Source organism: Porcipelethomonas sp., assembly GCF_051893655.1.
GTDB lineage: Bacteria > Bacillota > Clostridia > Oscillospirales > Ruminococcaceae > Porcipelethomonas.
Genome location: NZ_JBJFHN010000024.1, coordinates 1 through 24,554 on the forward strand (window position 1 = coordinate 1; position 24,554 = coordinate 24,554).

Below are 24,554 nucleotides of genomic sequence, written 5' to 3' on the forward strand. Positions count from 1 at the left end.
ATCCTACATACACTCCGGAAATGCAGAAAAAAATAAAGGATCTGGTATCTCTTGCCGACCTTATAACGCCAAATATTACGGAAGCCTGCTTTCTTACCGGTACTGATTACACAGGTGAGGATATTTCACGCAGCAAGGCAGAAGAAATTGCGATGCAACTTGAAAATATGGGCTGCAAACACATAGTAATTACAGGAATCGTCAAAGGGAACAGTATACTTAATATGACCTATGAATACGGCAAGGCTGAATTTGACGAGCTTCACCGTGAAACACAAGTTTTCTCCGGAACAGGTGACATTTTTTCATCTGTTGTCTGTGCATTGATTCTTAGAGGAGCTACAGTTGCCGAAGCTGTTTCAGTTGCCGGGAAATTTATTTCCGATGCAATTGAATATACCATCAAGTCAAATACGGCTTTGGCAGAAGGTGTAGTTTTTGAGCCGCTGCTTCATCTGCTTGGGGAAGTCTGAGGCAAAAATTCCGGTCAGCTGTAAACAACAGCAACAGTGCAATAAATTTAAAGTAAATCAGGGGACGCTTTCACTTGCAAAGCGTCCCCTCTAAATTGATAAAAAACTAATGGGAACTTTCAAATGAAGTTCCCATTAGTTTTTTATCATGTTGTACTGTCAGAATATTTTTGAGCTGCTTCCCTCGCAATTGCCGCAGCATCACGCACATTGGCTGTTCCGTCTCCGTTTTTATCTGCACAAAAAGCTTCAAAGCCTGTAAACGAATATCTTTTAGCAACTTTTGAAGAAATGAAAGCCGCATCTCTTATATTGCATGTTCCGTCCTGATTGGCATCACCTTTAACCGAAGTGCGGACATTTACCGACGCTATTGCTGCCCCTGAGGTATCAAGTATGTCTACCTTTGAAAGAGCCGAACCATATTTTTTATATACTGCCGCCGGGGACGAACTGAAAGCATACGTCACCGGATTTCCGGAAGTATCAGTAACAACAATATTCCATCCGGAAAAATTCTTCTGTTCAGTATAGTAATAAAGATTTCCATTTACACGCACATTATAGATACTGCAGTCAATCGAAATAAAATTCAATCCGTTTGCGGATGCATATTCTTCTGCCGAAGAGCCTATATATCCATAAACAGTAAAATTATCAACAGTTTTTTCGTCACTGAATCCCAGTGCCATTTCACCCAATGATGCTGATTTATTGCTGATTGTAATACTTGTAAATCCCGTATCTGCAAATGCTTTATCTCCTATTGAATAAACACTTGCCGGAACAGAAACCAGTTCAAGTTCTTCACATGCTGAAAATGCCCCCGGACATATTGTACCAGTACCATCCGGAATATAATAGGACTTAAGACCCATTCCCGGCGGACATTTTATCAGCTTTGTTCTGTCCTTGCTGAACAGTATTCCGTCCATAACAGTAAAATACTGATTATCCGAATTAACAATTATCTTTTCAAGTTTACTGCATCTGCTAAATGCTTCTGAATTTATATTTACAACCGGCATATCATTTATTTTATCCGGAATTGACGCCATCACAGTATCTGCATCACAGCTTATAATCGATACAGTATCATTACTGTTAATATTATATGTAAAATTCTTGTAAGTATAATTTCCTATCTGATTTCCTGCGTATACCGAAAAGTCAAACAAAGAAATTATCATTAGCGAGAAAAAGCAAGACAAAACTTTTTTAATATTCATATTAAATCCCCCTTAAACCGTAAAATATGATTTTATTATATCATTTACGCATTATTTTGTCAATGACAAGGCTCTTAGAAATGTTAACGCAAATAACTAAAAAATGCTGCGGTATTTTTACCCGCAGCATTTTTACAGGAGGAAGAGACTTACAGTAATCTGGTAAGTTCCATATAATCAAATACATTTATTACGCCATCACCGTTTATATCAGCACTGTCAGCATCAACTTCTGTACCTTCAACATTAATACCTACCATATATTTTTTCAATGTTTCAGCATCTGTTGTGTCAACAACACCGTCAAAATTATAATCGCCTTTGTCGATTCTGTAATTAACTTTTATGGATTCTACAGTAATCGCCGAATTGCTGCCCCACCAGTAACCCATATTTACTGTTGCATTTTTTGTGAGACCCTGCTGAGCAGACTCGTCAAGCTCAATCTGAATAACAGCAGTACCGTCTGTTGTATAGCTTGCTGCATCTTTCTGGAAGTATCCATTATTTTCAAGGTTCATATAAACTGACATATTATAATTTTCAATTGAATTTCCGTTAGCTGAAACAGTAATTTCAAGACTTTCAACAATCTGGTTTGCAGAAACAAGCTCTGAACCTGAAATCTCTAAAATATTGTTCATATTAACCTGACGGTTAAAATCTACAACCTTTGAATACTGAGAAGGCTTTAATGTAACTGCCGGAGTTGTGCTTACTGTAGTGGTTACAGTTGTTGTTTCAGAAGTTGTTGTTGTGATTTCTGTTGTTGTTTCGGAAGTTGTTGTTGTGACTTCTGTTGTTGTTTCAGAAGTTGTTGTTGTAACTTCTGTTGTTGTTTCAGAAGTTGCTGTTGTGACTTCTGTTGTTGTTTCGGAAGTTGCTGTTGTGACTTCTGTTGTTGTTTCAGAAGTTGTTGTAACTTCTGTTGTTGTGATTGTTGTAACCTCAGGCTGTGTATAAATTATTGTTATAGAATCAAGATTCAAAGGAGTAGTTGTACCATACCAGTAACCAACCTGGAAGCTTGAAGAATAACTTAAATTATTGCATGTATCTGTATCGCCCAGATCAATTGTAAATTTATTTCCCTGAATAGTTTCATTAAAATCTTTCTGATACCAGTTGCCGGTTTTAAGAGTTGTTCCTATACCTATGTTTACCTGACCGATATCATCACAGTCAGCTGAGAAATTAAACTCAACCCTTTCAACTGTATAATTACTCTTTATAAGCTTATAAAGATAAACTTTATAAGTATTGTTACTGCTGTTGTCCATCTGAGAGTTAACGGTATATTCAGTTACCTTCATTCCCTCTGCAAGTGCTGAGGAAATTGTTGTCTGTGCAGTAGTTGTAGTAGTTGTTGTGGTAGTAGTTGTTGTGGTAGCAGCTGTTGTTGCTGTTGTAGTAACGGCTGTTCCCTTTTTCCATTCTGCTGCAAGAACGATTGTGTCTCCGGACAAAACGCCTGGAACTGTAAATTCCGCACCTGCATCATATGTTACATCTTCATAAGACCAGCCAGTAAATGTATATCCGCTTTTTGTAAACGGATTTTCAGGAAGATTAATTAAATCTCCGCATGTTGCGTTAACATAAATATTTGATGCACCATCATCTGTTTTACCGCCGTTTCCGGCAAAAGTAATACTATACTTTTCAGGAGTCCAGTTAGCGATAAAAGTAATGTCATTATCAGGCATTGTGTACTGTGAGCTTGGTGAAACAGTTTCGCCTGTTGACGGAATATACCATGAAGAAAGTTTATAGCCCTTTCTGGAGAATCTTGAAGAAGCTGCAACGTCAAATGAAACTCCGGCAATTCTCTCATAGGAAACTTCCGTTGAACCTACAATATCATCATAATCTCCGGCTTGGTATGTCAGCGTATGATAAGTATACGTTACAGCGTTTGCCGGAAATGCACCTGCTGCAATTGTAAATACAAGTATTAATGAAGATAAAACTGAAACGATTCTTCTGACTGCGGACTTCTCAAACATAATTAACACTCCTTCTTCTTTAAACGGTATTTTTCCAGCCATACGAAAACAAAAAACCGACGTCCTCTTACAAAGACGCCGGTTGAGCAATCAAAAAACAACAATTGTATAATCAACAAATGCTGGCAACCGGCTGTCATACCATTTCTGGGTTAGACCCTTAGCTTTGCGTCCTTGCCTTTCAGCAAGTTTGCTAAATATTAAATTTTCCATTATTAAGAACTTTAAATATGCTGTGTTCTTTTCTGTGTTTATAATATACCACGAAAACGTTTCAATGTCAACAGTTTATGGTGAAGTTCTACAAATTAATCTTCCACAAGTTGTATTTTAAGGAAAAAATATACAAACTGCACTAATTTTAAATAAAGTTAATCATTACTTGTTTTAGCAATTAAAACGTTTAACCTTTAAAAACCAGTATTTTTGATAAAAGCTGACAAAAATATAACAATATTGCTTTTCTATAATCGGCATCAAAATCAAAGAATACCAAATCACTATGTATTTACTGGGCTAAAACGTTTAAGAATTATTTTTGAAAAAAGTAAATTATTGCCCTGAATTTTTTTATTCTGCTATCAGGATTCTACAAAAAATTTATATAGTCTGTACTAAAATAATGTTATGCCGTTAAAAACAAAAGGAGGTTTAAATTTCAATGTCCGTAAGAATAATAAATGAAGAAAACAAAGTCACTGCCATACTGTCCGGTGAAATAGATCATCACATTGCAGGGAATCTTCGCAGAGATATAGATTTTGCCATACATGAAAATCAGCCGTCAGAGCTTATTCTTGATTTTGCAGATGTAGGATTTATGGACAGCTCCGGAATCGGACTGGTCATGGGAAGGTACAAGCTCATGCAGGAGATAGGCGGAACAGTCACCATAAAAAATCCCCAGAATCATATAAAAAAAGTCATGAGACTTTCAGGAATAGACAAGCTGACATCAATATGTAATGTTTAAGGAATGTGAAATAATGGAAATATTAAATGAAATGAAAATAAGCTTTAAAAGCAAATCAGAAAACGAAGGCTTTGCAAGAACGGCAGTATGTGCTTTTGCCGCATTGCTTGATCCGGGAATTGAAGAAATAGCTGATATCCGTACTGCTGTATCCGAAGCCGTAACAAACTGTATTGTTCATGCATACCGTGGAACAGAAGGATTAATTGAAATCACTGCCCGTATTCTCAAAGGCAATGAAATCTACATAAAAATAAAAGATAAAGGCTGCGGCATTCCGGATGTGGAACAGGCTATGGAACCGCTTTACACTACTGCACCCTATGAAGAAAGAGCCGGACTGGGTTTTGCTGTTATGGAAAGTTTTATGGACAGTCTTAAGGTAAAAAGCACTGTGGGCAGAGGAACTGTTGTAACTATGAGAAAAAGGCTTGGTACGGCTGATGAATAAACCGGCTGCCGAAGAAAATCTTGGTCTGGTTCACTTATGTGCCAACAAATTCCGGGGCAGAGGAATAGAGTATGACGACCTGTATTCTGCCGGGTGCATAGGACTTCTTAAAGCTATTGATGCTTTTGACAGTGAAAGGGGAGTTAAATTTTCCACCTATGCAGTTCCGGTAATACTGGGAGAAATAAAACGCCTGTTCCGTGACGGAGGAACTGTAAAGGTAAGCCGCAGTCTGAAAGAGCTGTCACTTAAAACTGTCCGTGCAAGAGATGAAATGTCCAAAGAGCTTGGAAGAGAACCTACCTTGTCTGAGCTTAGCCGCAAGCTTGATACAGACGAATGTATAATTGCACAAGCTCTTTCGGTAAGCCTTCCGCCAATGTCTTTGACCGACAGTACAGATGACGGCGGCGGTCAGATTGATGTTGCAGTCCCCTCCCCGGATATAGAAATCGGAGATTCTATTGCGATACGCCAGATTCTTGAGGAAATGGATCCCAGAGACCGTCAGCTTATTATTTTACGGTATTATAAAAATTTCACCCAGTCAGCAACCGCACAGAAGCTGGGAATGACTCAGGTTCAGGTTTCCAGACGAGAAAAAAAACTGCTCACATTTATGCGTGAACAGCTTATAAAGTAAAAATATTATTTGTTTTCTCTTTTTGCGTTAAGATCATCCATCTTCTTTTTTACGTTCTCATCTCTTGTAAGACCGTAAACAATACTGTAATAAAATAATGCTTCTTCCGGACGTGAGTTATGTTCAACACAGTATTCACCCAGAGAATAAGCTATATTTACCAGATCTTTATCCGGACCGTTTTTGATTTTATATTTTTCAAATGCATCCAGAACCTCTTTTCTGGTAGGCGGAGCGACCTTTTTGCCCATAAGCATACCAACATGGTGAAGCTCACCTGTTACAGCATCGTTAGGAGCATAAAGCAGGCTTTCATAATAAAAGCATACTGCTGATTCGTAATCCTTTATTTCTATGCAGTAAAATCCCAGATTACAGTAACATCTTGCAATATCCTCCGGTGTAGAAGCAATAGGAAGAGTATCTCTTACGCATGCAAAAAGCTTTTCGGGTTCAAGAAGAAGCTTAAAAGTTTCGGCAAGTTCAAAGCGAGGTCCCACATTTACCGGATTGTATTTGATAGCCTTTTCCAGTACCGGTACTGCTTCCTGAGGTCTGTGAAGTTCTACCAGAAGATATCCCAGTGATGTCAGATATGTACAGAAATCAAACGGAGTTCTCTCATATCTTTTCTCAGGCTTATAGATATGAGTGTAAAGATACTCATCAAATGGGTTTCTGAATGAAAACTGATTGCATTTATCATTATCTGCAAAATATTTGTCTGCCTGAGCTTCAATTTTTCTGATAAGCTTTACAGCACCCTCAAGCTTTTTTTCTCTTACCAGCTTATCAGCTTCATTAAACACCTGATCAATACGTTTGCCGTCTATAAACACAGATTTTTTCAGCAGTTCCTGTTTATCTTCCGGCAAAAGATTAAATGTCATATCACTTAAGATCTTCATGATTTCATTTGCGTTTTCATGATCTTTATATTTGATTGCCTGTTCCTGAAGATATACAGCATCCTTCTGCGGTTCTCCGGTAAGTCCTTTTTTTATTTCTTCTATAATATCATTAACCATTATTTTTCTCCTATCTGTTTACATTTAGTTTTTTAATTATACAACATTTTGAATAAAAAATCAATAGAAGTCATTAAAATTATTGTAATATTTTCAGGCTTTTTATACTAATCCCTCATCGTTCTGACGAAAAGATTGTCTGACAGCGTTTCGTCAATCAAGGGAGGACAATGCAAAGTGACGGAATGATAGCGTACAAGATTTTCATCAGGTGGATGGGGACTGGTATTAGCACTTGTACAGAGTTGAATTCCAAAACATTAAAGCAGACTGTTTTAAAATAGGGGACGCTTTGCAAGTAAAAGCGTCCCCGGATTTAATTTAAATTAAGTATTTCTACAGTCTGAAATCCCTTCAGAAAAAATTATTCTGAAGGGATTATTACTTTTTTAATTTTCTGCATTACGTGGTTTTGAAGCAAACGCAAATATCACCATGATTATTATTCCCAGTATCAATGCTGCTGCCTGAGCATAAATAAGTTTGTCATTGATATCATTTATAGCACCTGTCACCGCAGAATAAATATAATCATTTCTGATTACCAGTTTCTGAGTATATCCGGAAAGGCGTATATAAAGCCCCGGAATCAGTACTATAACAGACGAGCAGATAAGGACAGATGAGATCCAGTAAAGAAAATATGATTTTTTCTTTAAATTCATAATGAAAATTAAAATAATACATACAAGAACCACCCCTGCCATAACAGCTGAAGCTGTATCCAGAAGTCCATAAACTGTTCTCACTTTACTTAACACTCCTGTTTTATTAATGTATGAAAGCATATAGACATCAGTAAAATTATCAATTTCATTTCTGGCAGTATCAACAGTTTTCTGAAGCTGACTGTTATAATCGTCATTTACCTCAACATTATTTTCTTCTGCAAATTTTTCAAAATAATCGCTTATACTTTTTTCAAGTTCTTCAAAATCAATTTCAGCATCAGCAATTTCATTAGTGTTTCCGGTTATATAATCAAAAACACGTGAAATTTTCTGTTCTATAGCATCTTCAACAAGTTCTTCACTGACAGCAGACATATAAACCTCTGCCGGAATACGTGAATAATTGCTGCTTTTTTCAAAATAATTCTCAATCTCGTTTAATACCTTCTGGGAAACGTGATTTTTTTCCACTGCATTTATGTATGTTTGTTCATTCAGCACCTGAGTTTTTGCAAACACCAGACATTCTGTACCCAGCAGTGCAAACACCATAATTATTGACAAAATCAGATTGGGAATGTATTTTTCCATTTTTTTCATAAAGCGTCTGATCCTTTCTATTCGTAAAACTTCTTTTCAACCAGCTCGCATATTACAGCAAGCCTGTCCTCAGTAGGACCGAGAAGATTTCCGTAGCATGTGTAAAGAGTCAGACGGTCATCGGTAGTAGGAGCAATAAACGCATTATTTGTATCCTTAAATATTGTGCTTTCCTTTGCTTTATATGTAAACTCGCCGTAAGACGTAGTCAGAACAATAATATCGCCCTCTTTTACATCTCCCAGGTTCAGGAAAAACGTATTACAGTGTGCGTCCAGCACAACATTGCCCTTTTCACCAATAAACACAGAACCTGTGTACTGGCATACACCCTGATCCAGCAGTTCATCACTGCTTCCCCAGTAAACAGGAGCTTCAAGGTCAATGGAATCTATTTTTAATGTTGCGTATTGTGATCCGAAAGAGGGGTAAACAATTTTGCTTCCGTCATCCAGCTGTGACTCTGTTTCTTTTTCAAGGTATTTTATTTCATTTATCTGTTCATGTCCTGAATTTGCAGAAAAAATAATGTCTGCTGCCGCCTTAAGCTTTTTTACAGGCATATACCCTGCTCCGGCTATTGCTCCGCTGCATATTGCAAATATCACCGCAGGAGTAATAAGCAGCATACCCAGATTTCTGCGTTTTTTAGTATAAGACATAGCTTATTCCTCAGCTTTCTTGTTGTATCTGCTTAAAAGCCATGCTCCTGTACCGCCCGCAGCGATCATTCCGGCGCATAATGCAGCAACCCATATAAAGCCGTCATTACCGGAATTATCCTGAACGCCTGTCTGATCAACAAGCTTGCCTACAGGTGTTACAAGCTGAACATTGCCTTCAGAATCACGGACAGTCATAACAAAACTTTTTTCAGCCTTCTGCTCAACTGTAATATCAAGTCCCATCTTCTTGCCGGCTTCCACAATCTCATTAATAGAACTCAGAACCTGTTCGCTTGTCATTTTATCAGCAATTTCTCTTAAGAATGAGTCGTCAACTATGCCCGTATCAGGATCAACCTTTGCTTCGCCTTTCATTTCAGCTACAGTTTTTCCGAAATACTGCATAGCAATATCGTCCATTTCCGAGCCAACATTTGAAATTTTTTCAACCAGAATATCATACTGGCTGGAAGAAAATTTATTTACCTTAAGATAATTGTCCAGAACCTGAACATATTCCTCAAGAAATCCTGCACCTCTGGCAGCTGCTATAACATCATCAGCAGTTGCAGCTGAAACGCTTATTCCGGCAGTACACATAATTGAAACGGCAGCAGCTGCCGCCGCTATTTTTTTTAATGATTTTTTCATTTGTTACCTCCGTATATTATCTGAAAAAAATTATCTTGTTAAGAAAAAAGCTATATAATCAATTTAACATGTAACCGACGGTTTGTCAATAGTAAAAATTAATAAAACTACTGGAAAATAAAGCTATTTTATTGTTCCTCCCCCCAGAACGACCTCATTCTGATAAAAAACAGCTGCCTGACCCTTAGCCGGTGCTCTCTGGGGAGACAGAAATTTCACAAGCACTTCCCCATCTTTTTGCGGATAAATAACCGCTTCCTGCTCGTTCTGACTGTATCTGGTTTTAACGGTTACTTCCATAGGCTGTTCAAGACCATCCATAGATATCCAGTTCACATCATAAACCATTATCTCCGGTTTGTAAAGATCTGCTTCATCGCCTATTGTAACTGTATTAAGCTCTGCGTTTTTTTCTACAACATATGCAGGCTTTCCGAGAGAAATCCCCAAGCCTTTTCGCTGCCCCACAGTATAGTTGATCACTCCCTTATGAGTACCGATTTTTTCACCATGAGTATTTAAAAAGTCCCCCTCAGGTATTTCACATCCGGTATTTTTTCTTATAAATCCGGCATAATCTCCGTCGGGAACAAAACATATATCCTGACTGTCCGGCTTGCGTGAATTTACAAGTCCTGCGTCCTCTGCTATTTTTCTGACCTGCGACTTGTCATATCCGCCCAGAGGAAACAAAGTCTTAGAAAGCTGATACTGAGTAAGTCCATAAAGCACATATGTCTGATCCTTTGAACGGTCAGCCGGTCTTATCAGCAGATATTTTCCGGTTTTTTCGTCAAATCTTCTTTCCGCATAATGCCCTGTTGCAATATAATCATAGCCCAGTTCCTCAGCTCTTCTGAGCATTTTATCAAACTTTATATGCTTGTTGCATTCAATACAGGGGTTCGGAGTTTCGCCTTTAAGATAGCTGTCAGCAAAATGCTCCATAACATTTTTTCTGAAATCGTCCTTGAAATTGAATACCACATGGTCAAAGCCCAGCTTGTATGCAACACTTCTTGCGTCTTCAACATCCGAAAGAGAACAGCAGGTTCTCGTACCTTCCTCAATATCCTCCCCGTCAAACAATTTCAGAGTTACTCCCATAACTTCATAACCTTCGTCCAGAAGAAGCTTTGCCGCCACGGAGCTGTCAACGCCTCCGCTCATTCCCACCATTACCTTTGCCATTGATTATCCCTTCTTTATAATTTCCGTAATTTCACTTATATTTTTCACAGCCGCATCTGATTTCCGGCAGATTTCATCCCAGTCTGAACAGGAAGTACTGTCATAAACGCCTATTGTAAAAAAACCGGCATCAGCAGCCGTTTCAATACAGTGCAGAGAATCCTCAACAACAACGGTATTATAGAATGAACATCCCATTTTTTCCGCAGCCTTAAAAAATATATCAGGCTTATCCTTGCCAGCCCCCACGTCAGAGCATGTTATAACGAAATCAAGACTGTCATATAATCCAAGGCGTTTTAATGCACTGTCTGCAAGACTGTTATAGGTTGCCGTAGCAACGCACATTTTAAAGCCGTATTGTTTCAGTTCCTCTATAGTCCTGTCTGCACCGTTTTTCAGCGGAATCACATTCCTGTACTGATGAGACACCATTTCCTCGATTCTGTTTATAATATATTCGCATGAATGTTCCAGAGAAAACTGATTTTTAAAATACATAGCAGAATCCTGAATAGTCATTTTCTTTACAATATCAGAAACGCCCTCCGGCGGTACAATACCGTTTTCCTCAAGAAACATCCTGTCCACATTTTCCCATACGCTCATAGAATCCAGCAAAGTACCGTCAAGATCAAAAATAACTCCTTTAAAATTTCTGTTCATCTGTTTTAATACCTATTCTTGCCCTGTAATCAGCCTGTCCCTTTCCTATTTTATCCTGTGCCAGAGCGTATATATCCGATGCTCTTCCCTCTATCCGGGCAAAACGCTCCGCCTCCGGACTTGTTTTTGAAAGTCTTGCAAGGGAAGTTGAAAAAGGAATTTTCCCCGTTTCCCTTACTTTTGCAAGAATATCACGTCCTCTTTCGCTGACTGCCAGAATTCTGCCGTAAGGCGGAAGTATCTCAAGATCACTTTTTGTAATTCCGATAAGCATATTAAGAAATATTCTTTTAAGTCTTGCCATTGTATATCTTTTGGTTTTAATACTCATCAGAATTTCTTCAAGATTATTTTTATCAGCCGCTTCAAGAATTCTGTATTCCAGTCCCTGTCCCACATCAGGAACACGCCTGAGTTCCTCCGGAGAAGATGTCCTGAGCTTGTATATTATGATGCGTTCCAGGTTTGAAATGTCCGCTGTTTTTCCCTCAGCACGGGCATTCGTATACGCCTGACTTACATAGTCAGGTACAAGACTTGAAAAATCACTTTTATCAGTCATGCATTTTCTTATAAACGAAGCACTTGCAATACCGTCCAGAGCTGTCATAGAATCATGGGCAGCACTCTTTCTCTGTACAGTAAAGGGCTTTATGGAAGAATTAAAATGTTTTAAAGCTTTCAGGTATTCCACAGCCAGAACATTATTTGGTGACGACAGAATGTCGCCTATTCTGTTGCCGAGTTTTTTCCCAAGACGCTCATATACCATAGTATTTATTGCGTTGGGATATGACATACCGTTTCTCAGATACTCTTCAAGCTCCGGAGATTTTGAACACTCATCTGCTATTTCAGCGGCTCTTTCCAGCTCCGCTACTGAACCCACTTCACTGCCGAAAGATATTTCATCCACGCATCCCAGCGAATCAAGAATATATACTGCTCCCCTTGCGTAGAATTCTGCCGACGACAGAGAGTAAACCGACGGAATTTCTATCACAAGATCAGCACCGCATTTCAGTGCAAGTCCTGCCCTTGTAAACTTATCTAAAACCGCCGTATCTCCCCGCTGTACATAATTTCCGCTCATAATGGCTGCTATGTGCGTAGCCCCGTTTTCTCTGGTTTTCTTAACGTGATAAAAATGCCCGTTGTGAAATGGATTATATTCGCAGACGATTCCGGTTATTTTCATTTTCCTGCCCTCTTTTCCTGAATTTTTAAGTTTACGTTTATTATACCACATTTTATTACATAATGCAATTAAGCAAGGATAAAGAGGTTTTTATACATTTTGACATTTATATTAATAATTTGTAAACAAAATATAAATTATATTGACATTTAATATATAAAGGTATATAATTTAGTCAAATGTAAAAATATACCATTAATACTGAAAAGTTCGATAAAGGGGGTAATGATTATGTTAGATATTATATGCTTTATCATAGGTATGACTGCTGTATTTTCCTGCTCTGATTTTGAAGACTATAAGGCTTATGATTATCAGAGTTACGTTCAGGAATCAGTTAATAAAAACGAAAATGAAGAAATTCCGCACTATTACAACAGCATTGATTCAGGCGAATCTTATTGGTTTGGCGATATGTACCAAAACCTTCCGGTTGTAACCGACATATTTGAACCGGTTTACATTGAAGAATAAATATAGTTATCCTTTTTTATGTCCCTATGTCGAAAAATGTATATTTTTTATAAAAGCTCTTGCAATTTCATGAAATAAGTTATATAATGTTAATGTATAAAAATCATTTTGAAAGGTTGTTTTTTACATATGTTAATTTTAGTTGTAAATGCCGGAAGTTCATCTCTGAAGTATCAGCTTATCGACATGGACGGTGAAAAGGTTCTGGCAAAGGGAAACTGCGACAGAATCGGTATTGACGGTCATATTTCACATAAAACCCATGACGGCAGACAGATCAATGAAGACTGCTCCTTCCCGACCCATACTGAAGCTTTTGAAAAGCTTGTTGATTCACTGGTAAATGGTGATGCTGCCGTTATCAGCAGTATGTCTGAAATTTCAGCAGTAGGTCACAGAGTAGTTCAGGGTGCAGAAGTGTTCAGCGAAACAACTATTGCCACAGATGAAGTAATTGACAAGATTGATGAACTTGCAGAGCTTGCTCCTGTTCACAATCACGCTCATGCACTGGCTCTGAGAGCCTGCAAAAAGGTATTTTCTGCTGATGTTCCTCAGGTCGTTGTATTTGATACAGCTTTCCATCAGACAATGCCTCCGAAGGCTTATATGTACGGTATTCCTTATGAAGACTATGAAAAATACCATGTAAGAAAATATGGTTTCCACGGTACATCTCACAGATTTGTATCTGCTGCACTTGCAGAGGCTATGGGCAAAGATCTCAAGGATTTAAAGGTTGTTTCCTGCCACCTTGGAAACGGTTCTTCAATTACTGCAATAGAAAACGGAAAATCAATTGATACTTCAATGGGCTTTACTCCTCTTGACGGCGTAATTATGGGTACAAGAAGCGGTGCTATTGACGCTTCTGCTGTTACATATCTTGAAAAGAAAATGAATCTTAATCCGGACGAAATGAGCAACTACTTAAATAAACAGTGCGGATTCTTAGGCGTATCTCATGTTTCCTCTGACAACAGAGAAATTTACGAGGCTATCCATCACGGTGATGAAAAGGCTCAGCTGACTGCTGATATGCTCCGCTACGAAATCAAGAAATATATCGGCTCCTATGCAGCTGTAATGAACGGTCTGGACGCTGTTATTTTTACAGGCGGCATCGGTGAAAATTCATGGGAAGTACGCGGCGGCGTATGCACAAACATGGATTATCTTGGCATCAAGATTGACTTTGACCTGAACAAGACAGTAAGGGGTACTCTTACAAAAATTTCAACACCGGATTCAAAGGTTGAAGTATGGGTTATTCCGACAAATGAAGAACTTCTTATCGCCAGAGATACTTTGGCTATTATTTCCAAATAATAAAAGTATGAATTTAAAACAATTAAAAATAACCCGGAAATAATTTTTCGGGTTATTTTTACATAGATAAATTGTGTTAAAGGCAAAATTATGTTTAAGAAAGATAAAATAAGGCGTTATCTAGATATCATAAAAACGTCAGGAAATTTTTCTGCATTTGAATTTCTTTTAAGTGATTATCTTTCCGGTAAACTCAAGCAAAAACTAAGTGAAATCGGATTTTCAAAAATTGAAATTTATGTAGATTGGCTAGAAAACTATAAGTGCATTAACATTCAAGGCAAAAGCAAATCAGATATTTATATTGACTTTCAAGCAGAGAAAAACGAATTTTTTATCGCTTTGTCAAAAGATGAACCAGATGATGGCAGTGTTATAAGAACACCTAAAGAAGCAGATGCTTCATTTTATTATTCTGAATTAGCCACTCGATTAAATGAGTTCAATAAAGAGGAATCATAAATGGATAAACTATACCAAAACTTATATAGCGATGCTGTAAGGGCTGCCGAAAAATCATACTCACCATACTCACAGTTCAGAGTCGGTGCGGCACTTTTATGCAGTGACGGAAGCGTTTATACAGGCTGCAATATAGAAAATGCGTCATTTTCTCTTACAAATTGTGCGGAACGAACGGCATTTTTCAAAGCAGTTTCAGAAGGCAAAAAGGAATTTGAAGCAATAGCCATTGCCGGAGGACATGAAAATTTAAATGAACCCTGCTATCCCTGCGGAGCATGCCGTCAGGTTATGGCTGAATTCTGCAATAAGGATTTTAAAATTATACTTTCTGACAAAATTCTGACGCTGAATGATGTTCTGCCATACGCTTTTGACCTGGATTGAATTTCAAAAAACATATACTGGAGGACAAATGAAATGAAAAGAAAATCTATTTTAATTACACCTGCTGTCGCTCTGGCACTGCTGACCTGTTTCACAGGCTGTATGTCAAAGGAAGCAAAATCAGCTCAGAAAAAAATTGATGCACTTCCTGACAATTATTCCGAAGATATTTTATCTGATCTTGAAAAAGCCAGTGAAGCCTATGAAGCATTGGAAAATGAAGATAAAGAACAGGTTGATGATGACCTGATCGATGATCTATATGAGCAATATTACAAATCAATATCTGACGAAGCAAACCAAAAAATTGAAGATTTTGATCCAACTAAATACAGTACTATAGAAAACTACAGCAAAGGATTAGAAGATTTCAACCAGATCGTAGACTTTATTAAAAAAGCCGATATAAATGCTTATCCTGACATTGATTTCAATACGCTGAGAAACAAACTCTCAACATATAAAGGGTATCTTATTGATTTTGTAAATGAAACCAAATCACTGGACACTTCGCTTAATACTGTAAGAACCAATCTTCAGACTATTTCGGATAATTATTCAAATTACAGCATGGTTGCTACTTTCTGCGGCAATATTACTTTTGGAATGGAAAGTGTATCGTCAGATTATGTGAATAAAGATGATTTCTTAGCAAAAATAGAAGAATTAAAAAGCTTTGCATCTTCAAATACATATTCGGACAGTAATTCTATGGAATTTGTAAATAAATACACAGCTGCTGCGGACGCTTATAACACAATGATTGAAGAAGTAAACTCCTATTATGAAAAAATGGATCTGGAATCATTTGAAGAACAGACAGATGAACTTATTCAGAATGTTGAAGAACTGAATGATGTAATAGATAATGCAAACGAATCATTTAATGAATAATTTCAGAAAATTTCAAAAAAGCGAGAAAAAGATATTGACTTTTTTTCGCTTATATGATATAATTATTTTTGTAATGCGGAGTAATGTGTAAAAACATCCGCCTCGGGTCTTTCCTTTGGGTTTCTGTCGAGTAAAAATCAGGAAACAATATGCGGATATGGCGGAATAGGCAGACGCGCTAGCTTCAGGTGCTAGTCCTCGCAAGGGGGTGCAGGTTCAACTCCTGTTATCCGCACCATAATGCAAACCGGATTTCATTTTATGAAATCCGGTTTTTTATTGCATGGTCACATTATATGTCCATCAATATAAAAATCAGAACTTTTTACTTCTGTATTCCGTAGGCGTTACACCAGTAATTTTTTTAAATACTTTACAAAAATGGCTTTGTGATGAAAATCCAAGAAAATCACTTATGGAAGCAAGACTTCGATCCGTTTCATAAAGCAATTCTTCAGCCTCCTGAACCTTTTTCATATTAATAAAATCTGAAAGATTAGTACCTGTCTGTTTTTTGAATTCTGTTGTAACAGATCCGCGGCTCTTCCCTAAATATTCAGCTATATCAGACGTTTTAATAGGTTCGGAAATATGATTATATATATATTTGGATATGTCATTTACTAATTTGGAATTGTTTTTATTATACTGATGATGTTTTTTAACTCTGTCTGCGTAATCCAGCAGCATATGATACTGAAGATTTTTTATTCTGTCGATGTTTTCCAGTGATTCGCATTTGATTATATACATTTCTTCAGCAGCTACTGCCTCGTCAATATCCAGACCAGCTTCAATTGCAGCTCTCGAAGCAATCGTCTCTAACTTTATAAAGAAATTCTTCTGATGCCGAATAAGATGCAAAGCAAGATTTCCGGAACTTACCGCAGGAATCTTTGACGCACCGTCTATAAGTCCTTCAACATCTCCATTCATAATTTTCTTTATTATATCCTTTTCTATTGAAAAAGCTCTGGCATTATTCAAATGTGAATCCTCATCCTTTTGAGATACAAATTCACTTTCTTTTATTTCAGAAGAAATATTTTTTTGTTCTGCATTTCTTATTCTTATGTCTGATATATCATACCTGGTTCTGTTTACAGAAAAGTTATATAAAATAACCGACTGTATTACACTATCAAGATGTATTCCGGAAAGTGACATCATTTCAGAAACAAAAAGCGGTATTTCATTTCCAGAAAGTTTAAGCATAAACGCCAGCTTTTTAAGCTCACTTTCAGATTTTTTCAGTTCACTCACAGGTCCTGCAACAAATTTATAATTATTGTGATTCACAATCCCATAGTAAAAAAAGTTGTCATCCACATAATAACTGACCTCGTGATGTTCATTCATAATATTGTCAAGGCAAAGCAGAACCGGATCAGCAGGAAGATTTACAGTTGAAAAATAGTATATTTGTTCTGTATTTTTGTATAGTCTGACAGGCATTCCAAACATATTTGCAAACTGACGGCTTAAATAAATCAATTCTTCTTCAGTCATTTTTATTTCCTCCTTTGCAATCCTGGTTAATATGCCTTATTAACCAGACAGTCAAATATTTTTAATCAGTTTATTTTCTGATTTTATTTTATCATATTCCATATAATTTTTAAAGAGATTTTAAAAAAATATTGAAATCGCTACAAATAAACAAATTGTATTACAATTGTGCAATACAAAATTATTTAATTATGCTACAATAAACTATATAAATTTTTTAAAAATATATAGGAGGACGACTATGAATCTGAAAAAAATAGCTGCAAGCTTTACTGCGGCTGTTTGCTGTACGGGAATATTATCTTATTTGCCGCAAATCAGCGAGAAAACTTTTGCAGAAGATTGTGTTTACAATGACTTTGAAGTCAATTATGATGGCTGGCACAGTAATACAGACACAGTCAAACTGAAAGCAGAAAATGGAAAAGGCTTTGAAAATTCCAGAGGAATGACTGTTTCAGGACGTAAGACAAAATCTGACGGAGTAAGTTCCTCAAAGGGTTTCTATCTTACAGGAGAAATTAATTATACATATAGTATTAAAGTTTACAGCAAAACTGACGAAAAATTCCGGTTATCGCTTCTTTGCATTGATTGCGAGACAGGAAAAGAAACCGTAATTGAACTAAAAAACAAAAATGTAAAAGCGGGCAAATGGACTGAGTTGTCTGCTGACTATACTGCTCCGGAAAACAGCTGCGAATTCAGACTTACACTCACAACCGACAGTGTAAATGATTTCAGCTTCGATGACGTTTTGATAACTTCAAAAGAAAAGAATTCAAGTACTGTTTTTGCCGCATCTGCTGACAAAGGTCTTAAAGATGAGTTTGCCGGATATTTCAAGGTAGGCAATATACTAAACGGCAGTACAGTGCAAAATTCAGCAATCACAGCAAATATTCTTAAAGATTACAACAGTATTGAATGCGAAAACGAAATGAAGCCCGATGCAACTATTGTCCAGTCACAGTGTACGGATACCAATATAGGCGTTTCTCTTAATAACGCCGCTGCAATTATGGATTTCTGTGTTCAGAACAATATAGCAATGAGAGGTCATACTCTTGTGTGGCACAGTCAGACTCCTACATGGTTTTTCAAGGACAATTTCCAGAATGACGGTAACTGGGTTTCCTCGGATGTAATGGATCAGCGTATGGAAAGCTATATAAAAAATATATTTGCAGCAATCAAAGAACAGTACCCTGAGCTTGACCTTTATGCATATGACGTTGCAAACGAATGTATAAGTGACGATTCAGAAAGAACGCAAAATAACGGCGGCACAAGAGAACCAGGTGAAAATATAAGCGGACAGTCACCATGGGTTCAGGTTTACGGAGATAACAGTTTTGTTGAAAAAGCATTTACTTATGCAAGAAAATATGCTCCTGACGGCTGTGCTTTGTACTATAATGATTACAATGAATACTGGGATCACAAAAGAGATGCAATTTACAGTATGTGCAAATCCCTCTATGAAAAAGGACTTCTCGACGGTGTCGGAATGCAGTCCCACATCAATGCAAATTACGATGGATTTTCCGGCGTATCTGCCTACACCACAGCAATGAAAAAGTTCCTTTCAATCGGTTGTGATGTTCAGATTACTGAACTTGATATAAGTACTGAAAATGGTACATATACACTCCAGCAGCAGGCTGATAAGTACAAGGCAATTTTCCAGGCTGCAATGGACTGGAACAGTAATCCGGAATCTGACGGCAGAGTAACGGCGGTCTGCATCTGGGGTCCAAATGACGCAAATACATGGATCAAAACAGAAAATGCACCTCTTCTTTATGATGCAGATAATCAGCCTAAGCTTGCATATACAACACTTATTTCCATGATACCTGAATCAGAATGGGGCAGCGGCAGCACACCTGTTGAACCTAATGAATACGGCTGGTATTTTCAGGACGGCTTTGAAGGTGATGTATGCAGCTGGACCGGAAGAGGCTCAGCAGATATAATGACAAGCGGACGTACTTACTATGTAGGCAATGAGGCTCTTCTTGTCCAGAACAGAGAAGCTTCATGGAACGGTGCTGCAAAACCGCTTAGTACTGCAATATTCAAGCCGGGCACAGAATACAGTTTCAGTGCAAATGTTACATATTTTGACGGAAATTCCACAGATAAATTCTATTTAAAATTACAGTATACTGATGAAAATGGCGAAACACAGTATTCAACAATTGCAGAAGCCACAGGAATCAAGGGTGAATGGGTTCAGCTTGCAAATAAAAATTATAAAATTCCTGCTGATGCATCAAACATGCAGCTTTACATTGAAACAGCCGAAACTACTAATAACTTCTATATTGACGAGGTTATCGGAGCAGTTGGCGGAACATCAATTCTTGGGGCAGGTTCAGTTGATATCATTGCCGGAGATGTTAACTGTGACGGTACAATTAATGTTTTGGATGTAATTCTTGCCAAAAGAGGAATAAGCAGCGGTTTTGACAATACAGCACAGGAAATTGCAGCTGATGTTGATCAGAGCGGAACTGCTGATACTTCAGATGTAGAATATATTCAGCAGTTTCTTACAAAGAAAATAACTGAATTTCCAATTGCAGAAAAACCTGTAACACCTGTAGATACCGAAAAAATGGCATCAATATTTTCAGGTATCACTATTGCCGAAAGCTATAAAAAAGACAATGTAAACAATCCGCTTTTCACTCAGCGTTTCGGAGCAGATCCGGGAGTTATGGAGTATAACGGAAGAATATATGTATATACAACAAACGATGTAATAGAATATGATGACAGCGGAAATGTAGTGGAAAATACTTATGCACAGATAAATAAAATCAACTGTATTTCTTCAGACGATATGGTTAACTGGACTGACCATGGCTCTATTGAAGTTGCAGGTGAAAACGGAATTGCAAAATGGACGTCAAATTCATGGGCACCCTGTGCAGCACATAAAACAATCAACGGCAAGGAAAAGTTTTTCCTCTATTTCTGCAACGGCGGAAACGGAGTAAGCGTTCTTACGGCAGACAGTCCTACAGGTCCGTGGACAGATCCTCTGGGGAAAGGATTAATCACACGTTCAACTCCTAACTGTTCAGATGTTACATGGCTTTTCGATCCGGCAGTACTGGTTGATGATGACGGTACAGGTTATCTTTATTTCGGCGGCGGTGTTCCTGAAGGCAAAACAGCTGATCCGGGAACAGCAAGAGTCGTACAGCTGGGAGATGATATGATAAGCATCGTCGGTACTCCTCAGACTATTAATCCCCCTTATTTGTTTGAAGATTCCGGTATCAACAAAATCGGAGACAAATATTATTATACTTACTGCTCAAACTGGAATACATCGGGAAATTCTTATGGTATGACAAGCGGAGCAATTGAATATATGGTAAGTGACAGTCCAATGGGACCTTTCACCTATGGTGGTGAGCTGTTTAAAAATCAGGGGAACTTCTTCGGTCTTTACGGCAATAACCACCATTCCATTGCAGAACTTAACGGTCAGTTATACCTGTTCTATCATGCACGTCCGGTTGAAGCAGCTATGGGTATTGACGGAAACTACAGAAGCCCTCAGGCTGATAAAATCACCATGGACGGCGAAAACTTCACATCTGTGACAGGTACAATGACTGGTATTCCACAGCTGCAGACTTTGAACCCTTATGCGAAAGTTCAGGCTGAAACAATGTCAGATCAGGCAGGAATCAATGTAAAAAATACAGGTGATACTATCGTCACCGATATTGACAAAGGTGACTGGATCAAAGTTTCCGGAGTAAATTTCTCAAATGGTGCGTCAACTGTTACTTTAAAGGTATCCTCAAAAAATGGCTGTGCGATAAAGATTTGCACAGGCAGTCCGTCCGGGAAGGCTATAGGCTATGCTGAAGTACCGGAAGGCGGAAGTATGGATGAAATCACCTTTTCTGTGGACAGCATAAGCGGTACTCAGGATTTGTATTTTGTATTCAGCTCGGATGCTGAATTCGATTATTGGTACTTTTCTTAAACTAACCTTAATGAATAACCGCTGTTGACTTCAATTCAGGTATGTGTTATAATTATAACAGGATTTTTGATATAACACTTGAAAAGAATTAAGCGTAAAAAATAATACTGCATATTTTATTCAAACAGGTGTTCTGCCCGCCGCTTAAAGCGGCAGAATGGAGATTAATATGAAACGGAAATTTTTTGCCCTTGTGTCAGCAGCAGTTTTCATGACTTCACTTTTTACTGCCTGCGAAAACGACAATACAAAAGAAGCTGCATCAGAAAGTCAGACCGCCTCCGATTCGGCTGCCGTAACAGCCGCAAGCGGAGCAATTACCAAAATAAACGGTAAAACCACTTTGACTTTGCCGGCTGCCAAAAACTTTATTTCCACCAATGTAAAGACATACAGGCATTCTAATAAAGCTTTTACACTTAAAGGATATTCAACTGCACTGTTTATGGAAAACGGCTGGGAAATTGTTTCCGGCGGAGAAGCAACGGACATGCAATCCGACGATATCACATCATTTCCGGCTGTAATAAAATATAAAGATACAAAAGATACCCTTACTATTACAATAGTTGACGAATATGAGGATAAGGAATCATTTCTTGCCGGAACAGAAGAAAGCTACATTGAAGCATACGGCAGTGTATATGAAAGCATCGACATTACTGATTTTCAGCAGCTTACAATAGATGAATTTGATTCATTTAAAATTGTTGCTGATGTGGTAATAAGCGGCGAAAAGTTTGAAATGACTCATATACTCTCAAATGATGTTTCTGGAAAAAGCTATTCATGGATGATGCTGGACGCTGACGGAGAACTTAAGGATTTTGACCTCGTTGAAGCTATATGCTATCCTAAAATAGCAGAAAAGATTACCAGAGGAAGAAGATTTAATTAATCAGGTATAATAAAAAGAACCCTTAACACAAGGGTTCTTTTTTTATAAACCGGGATTTTTTCCGCTTCTCAATCGTTATATTAATGAAACGTTTCAAAACCATACAAAGGCGGTGAAGCAACATGAATGATGATATTTTCTGCGAAAAACTCGAATTATATAAGGATACCGTTTTCCGCATTGCTTACTCATATCTGAAAAACATCTCTGATGCTGAAGACGTATGTCAGGATGTATTTTTAAAGTTTTATACCTATGAAAAATCTTTTGCTGATAACGGCGAAGAAAAGGCATGGCTTATAAGAATTACTATAAACAAATGCAAAGACATGTTAAAATCTTCGTGGAAGAATACCCGTACCGATCTCGATGAATGCCGGCTTACCTACTCCATGAACGAGGCACAGCAGGAGCTTCTTGAAACAGTCATGTCAATTCCTGAAAAATACAGAATCATAATTCACTTATACTACTATGAACAGTACCCGATAAAAGATATCGCTCAGATTACCGGCAGAAAAATATCTACTGTTCAGACTCAGCTGCAGCGTGCCAGAAAACTTATTGAAAAGAAACTGAAGGAGGAAGAGGAATATGAACAAAAATTTATACACTCAGACATTTGATAAAATTACAATGAGCGACAGATGCAAAGAAAAAATAACAGAAGCAGCATTTTGTAAAGAAAATGAAAATGTGAAGAAAGCAAAGCACAGAAAAATCCGTTTTGTGCCTGTTGCCGCAGCAGCAGCGATATGCATAACCTGCGGTACATGGGCAGCGGCTGAAAATGGCGGTCTGGATTGGTTTAAATCATTATTCTCAGATGGTATGGAAAATACAGAAATTACAGAATTTGAAGAGGGACTTATAGGTGAAATGGAAAATTTCAGCTTCCAGTCTACAAATGAAAATGTAAGCTTTGAGCCTGTCGGAATGATTGCAGACGAACAGAATTTATACTGCGTTATAAGACCTGTTAACCTTCAAGGCAATGAAATTTCCTTCATTAACTTATACTCTGACTGTCTGAAACATGATGAAGGAATGGGGGCGACTTCATCAAGTTATATAGATGAAGAAACCGGGAATATAATAATTAAATTCAGCCTGACTGATCAGATTTTTACAGACGGACACAATGTAAGTATTTTCCTTTCAAATTATGACCATTCAAAGCATATTGACAATCAAAACAAGTTGACAGTCAGTGAAATTGAAAATATCTGGTCTTATTGCGTTAACCCTTATAATACACAGCAGCCTTTGGATTTAAGCAATTTTAATACAGTCAGTGATTACGATTTTTACAGAATCGACTTTAAAGTTAATTTTGGTAATACCAATACTGTTGTAATTGATAATTTGCCCGAAGACACTTCATATAGTATCAGCAAAATTGTTATAACTCCTTTATCAATAGCTGCATATAATGAACTTAATTATATAGGATCGAAAATAGAGGTAGTAATGAATAACGGAAGTATTGCCAATGCATCCGGTAACTATGGCTCGTCCTATGGGTATTCATCTTCTGATTCAACTGATGCAACGAATGTATCATGCGTGGAAAGTCAGTTTGACAGTCCCATAAACCCGGACGATATTGCTGAAATTTATATAGACGATAACCTTATATACTCAAAGCCATAAAATATTAGTATCCGGATTTTCCCGGATACTTTTTTGTATTTCAGCACAACAAATGCCAGTCCGCCTGCTGCCAAAGCACAAAAATATGATCAGCCGACATAAAATAAGAAAAAAATCTTGCAAAGACTGCTAAAATGTAGTATAATTTAATAAGTTTATTTTAACGATATTTGAAGATAAAATATGAAGAAATGAGGGAATTGATTTGGATCTTGAAATGGTAACTTATCTTTCAAAGCTGGGCAAGCTTTCATTTACTGAAGAAGAACTTGAAAAAACAGCTGAGGAAATGACCAGTATTATCGAAATTATGGATACAATCAAGGAAATTGACGTTGAGTATAATGCTCTCGCAGACAACAAAAATGTATATCTGAATGATCTGCGTGAAGACGCTTCAGAACCTAGTATGCCTACGGAAAAAATACTGCAGAACGCAGTTAACAGTGAAAATTGTTTTGTTGTTCCAAAGGTTGTTGAATAATCGG

Annotated in this window: 24 protein-coding genes, 1 tRNA gene and 1 riboswitch; of the genes, 15 read left to right on the top strand and 10 right to left on the bottom strand. The window is 37.5% G+C overall.

The window, feature by feature from the left end; all coding sequences use genetic code 11:
• Positions 1–473, top strand: a 473-nt coding sequence (locus ACI4WO_RS01115) for a PfkB family carbohydrate kinase (protein WP_439805716.1), incomplete at its 5' end; no start/stop codon positions are given.
• Positions 474–619: 146 nt separating this feature from the next.
• Here ACI4WO_RS01115 and ACI4WO_RS01120 read toward each other — a convergent pair.
• Both ACI4WO_RS01120 and ACI4WO_RS01125 read right to left on the bottom strand, forming a co-directional pair.
• Positions 620–1,702, bottom strand: a complete 1,083-nt coding sequence (locus tag ACI4WO_RS01120; RefSeq protein ID WP_439805717.1) for a leucine-rich repeat protein — start codon at positions 1,700–1,702, stop codon at positions 620–622.
• A 149-nt stretch (positions 1,703–1,851) separates the two neighbouring features.
• Entirely contained in the window at positions 1,852–3,708 is a 1,857-nt protein-coding gene (locus ACI4WO_RS01125) for a dockerin type I domain-containing protein (RefSeq protein WP_439805718.1), read from the bottom strand.
• A 121-nt stretch (positions 3,709–3,829) separates the two neighbouring features.
• Positions 3,830–3,913: riboswitch (cyclic di-GMP riboswitch) on the bottom strand.
• Positions 3,914–4,369: 456 nt separating this feature from the next.
• On the opposite strand from ACI4WO_RS01125, the gene ACI4WO_RS01130 reads away from it, so the two are divergent.
• The 3 genes from ACI4WO_RS01130 to ACI4WO_RS01140 are packed head-to-tail and all read left to right on the top strand — an operon-like array spanning position 4,370 to position 5,775.
• A complete protein-coding gene (locus ACI4WO_RS01130) occupies positions 4,370–4,681 on the top strand; it encodes an anti-sigma factor antagonist (protein ID WP_439805719.1) in 312 nt (103 codons plus the stop codon).
• Between the two features lie 13 nt (positions 4,682–4,694).
• Positions 4,695–5,132, top strand: coding sequence for an anti-sigma F factor (spoIIAB, locus tag ACI4WO_RS01135; protein WP_439805720.1), 438 nt, complete (start codon positions 4,695–4,697; stop codon positions 5,130–5,132).
• Entirely contained in the window at positions 5,125–5,775 is a 651-nt protein-coding gene (locus ACI4WO_RS01140; protein WP_439805721.1) for a sigma-70 family RNA polymerase sigma factor, read from the top strand. The genes spoIIAB and ACI4WO_RS01140 overlap by 8 nt, the downstream gene beginning before the upstream one ends.
• Before the next feature lie 5 nt (positions 5,776–5,780).
• On the opposite strand, the gene ACI4WO_RS01145 is transcribed toward ACI4WO_RS01140, so the two are convergent.
• From ACI4WO_RS01145 to ACI4WO_RS01175, 7 genes are all read right to left on the bottom strand, one after another.
• A complete protein-coding gene (locus ACI4WO_RS01145; RefSeq protein ID WP_439805722.1) occupies positions 5,781–6,803 on the bottom strand; it encodes a hypothetical protein in 1,023 nt (340 codons plus the stop codon).
• A gap of 389 nt (positions 6,804–7,192) precedes the next feature.
• Positions 7,193–8,074, bottom strand: a complete 882-nt coding sequence (locus ACI4WO_RS01150; RefSeq protein WP_439805723.1) for a hypothetical protein — start codon at positions 8,072–8,074, stop codon at positions 7,193–7,195.
• A 17-nt stretch (positions 8,075–8,091) separates the two neighbouring features.
• Positions 8,092–8,736 carry a class D sortase gene (locus tag ACI4WO_RS01155; protein WP_439805724.1) on the bottom strand — a complete coding sequence of 215 codons (645 nt, stop codon included), beginning with the start codon at positions 8,734–8,736 and terminating at the stop codon, positions 8,092–8,094.
• A gap of 3 nt (positions 8,737–8,739) precedes the next feature.
• Positions 8,740–9,390 carry a hypothetical protein gene (locus ACI4WO_RS01160; RefSeq protein WP_439805725.1) on the bottom strand — a complete coding sequence of 217 codons (651 nt, stop codon included), beginning with the start codon at positions 9,388–9,390 and terminating at the stop codon, positions 8,740–8,742.
• A gap of 123 nt (positions 9,391–9,513) precedes the next feature.
• Entirely contained in the window at positions 9,514–10,581 is a 1,068-nt protein-coding gene (gene mnmA, locus ACI4WO_RS01165; protein WP_439805726.1) for a tRNA 2-thiouridine(34) synthase MnmA, read from the bottom strand.
• Between the two features lie 3 nt (positions 10,582–10,584).
• Positions 10,585–11,247 carry an HAD family hydrolase gene (locus ACI4WO_RS01170; protein ID WP_439805727.1) on the bottom strand — a complete coding sequence of 221 codons (663 nt, stop codon included), beginning with the start codon at positions 11,245–11,247 and terminating at the stop codon, positions 10,585–10,587.
• Positions 11,231–12,445, bottom strand: coding sequence for a nucleotidyltransferase family protein (locus tag ACI4WO_RS01175; protein ID WP_439805728.1), 1,215 nt, complete (start codon positions 12,443–12,445; stop codon positions 11,231–11,233). The genes ACI4WO_RS01170 and ACI4WO_RS01175 overlap by 17 nt, the downstream gene beginning before the upstream one ends.
• Positions 12,446–12,676: 231 nt before the next feature.
• Between ACI4WO_RS01175 and ACI4WO_RS01180 the strand changes: the two genes are divergently transcribed.
• The 6 genes from ACI4WO_RS01180 (at position 12,677) to ACI4WO_RS01205 (ending at position 16,229) form a co-directional block, all read left to right on the top strand.
• Positions 12,677–12,919: a hypothetical protein gene (locus tag ACI4WO_RS01180; RefSeq protein ID WP_439805729.1), complete on the top strand. Its 243-nt coding sequence runs from the start codon at positions 12,677–12,679 to the stop codon at positions 12,917–12,919.
• Positions 12,920–13,048: 129 nt separating this feature from the next.
• Positions 13,049–14,248, top strand: a complete 1,200-nt coding sequence (locus ACI4WO_RS01185; protein WP_439805730.1) for an acetate/propionate family kinase — start codon at positions 13,049–13,051, stop codon at positions 14,246–14,248.
• 90 nt (positions 14,249–14,338) lie between these two features.
• Complete coding sequence (locus ACI4WO_RS01190; RefSeq protein WP_439805731.1) at positions 14,339–14,710, top strand: hypothetical protein; 372 nt, start codon at positions 14,339–14,341, stop codon at positions 14,708–14,710.
• A complete protein-coding gene (locus ACI4WO_RS01195; RefSeq protein ID WP_439805732.1) occupies positions 14,711–15,097 on the top strand; it encodes a cytidine deaminase in 387 nt (128 codons plus the stop codon).
• Between the two features lie 33 nt (positions 15,098–15,130).
• Positions 15,131–15,991 (top strand): hypothetical protein, encoded by an 861-nt coding sequence (locus ACI4WO_RS01200; RefSeq protein WP_439805733.1) that lies wholly within the window; start codon positions 15,131–15,133, stop codon positions 15,989–15,991.
• A gap of 151 nt (positions 15,992–16,142) precedes the next feature.
• Positions 16,143–16,229 (top strand) — tRNA-Leu (locus ACI4WO_RS01205).
• 77 nt (positions 16,230–16,306) lie between these two features.
• On the opposite strand, the gene ACI4WO_RS01210 is transcribed toward ACI4WO_RS01205, so the two are convergent.
• Positions 16,307–17,500, bottom strand: coding sequence for a helix-turn-helix domain-containing protein (locus ACI4WO_RS01210; RefSeq protein WP_439805734.1), 1,194 nt, complete (start codon positions 17,498–17,500; stop codon positions 16,307–16,309).
• A 241-nt stretch (positions 17,501–17,741) separates the two neighbouring features.
• Between ACI4WO_RS01210 and ACI4WO_RS01215 the strand changes: the two genes are divergently transcribed.
• From ACI4WO_RS01215 to gatC, 5 genes are all read left to right on the top strand, one after another.
• Complete coding sequence (locus tag ACI4WO_RS01215) at positions 17,742–21,515, top strand: endo-1,4-beta-xylanase (RefSeq protein ID WP_439805735.1); 3,774 nt, start codon at positions 17,742–17,744, stop codon at positions 21,513–21,515.
• Between the two features lie 169 nt (positions 21,516–21,684).
• Positions 21,685–22,413, top strand: coding sequence for a hypothetical protein (locus ACI4WO_RS01220; protein ID WP_439805736.1), 729 nt, complete (start codon positions 21,685–21,687; stop codon positions 22,411–22,413).
• Positions 22,414–22,535: 122 nt separating this feature from the next.
• Positions 22,536–23,039 carry an RNA polymerase sigma factor gene (locus ACI4WO_RS01225; RefSeq protein ID WP_439805737.1) on the top strand — a complete coding sequence of 168 codons (504 nt, stop codon included), beginning with the start codon at positions 22,536–22,538 and terminating at the stop codon, positions 23,037–23,039.
• Positions 23,008–24,066, top strand: coding sequence for a hypothetical protein (locus tag ACI4WO_RS01230; protein WP_439805738.1), 1,059 nt, complete (start codon positions 23,008–23,010; stop codon positions 24,064–24,066). Before ACI4WO_RS01225 ends, ACI4WO_RS01230 begins: the two co-directional genes overlap by 32 nt.
• 205 nt (positions 24,067–24,271) lie before the next feature.
• On the top strand, positions 24,272–24,550 hold the full coding sequence (gene gatC, locus ACI4WO_RS01235) for an Asp-tRNA(Asn)/Glu-tRNA(Gln) amidotransferase subunit GatC (RefSeq protein ID WP_439805739.1): 279 nt from the start codon (positions 24,272–24,274) through the stop codon (positions 24,548–24,550).
• Positions 24,551–24,554 lie beyond the last annotated feature (4 nt).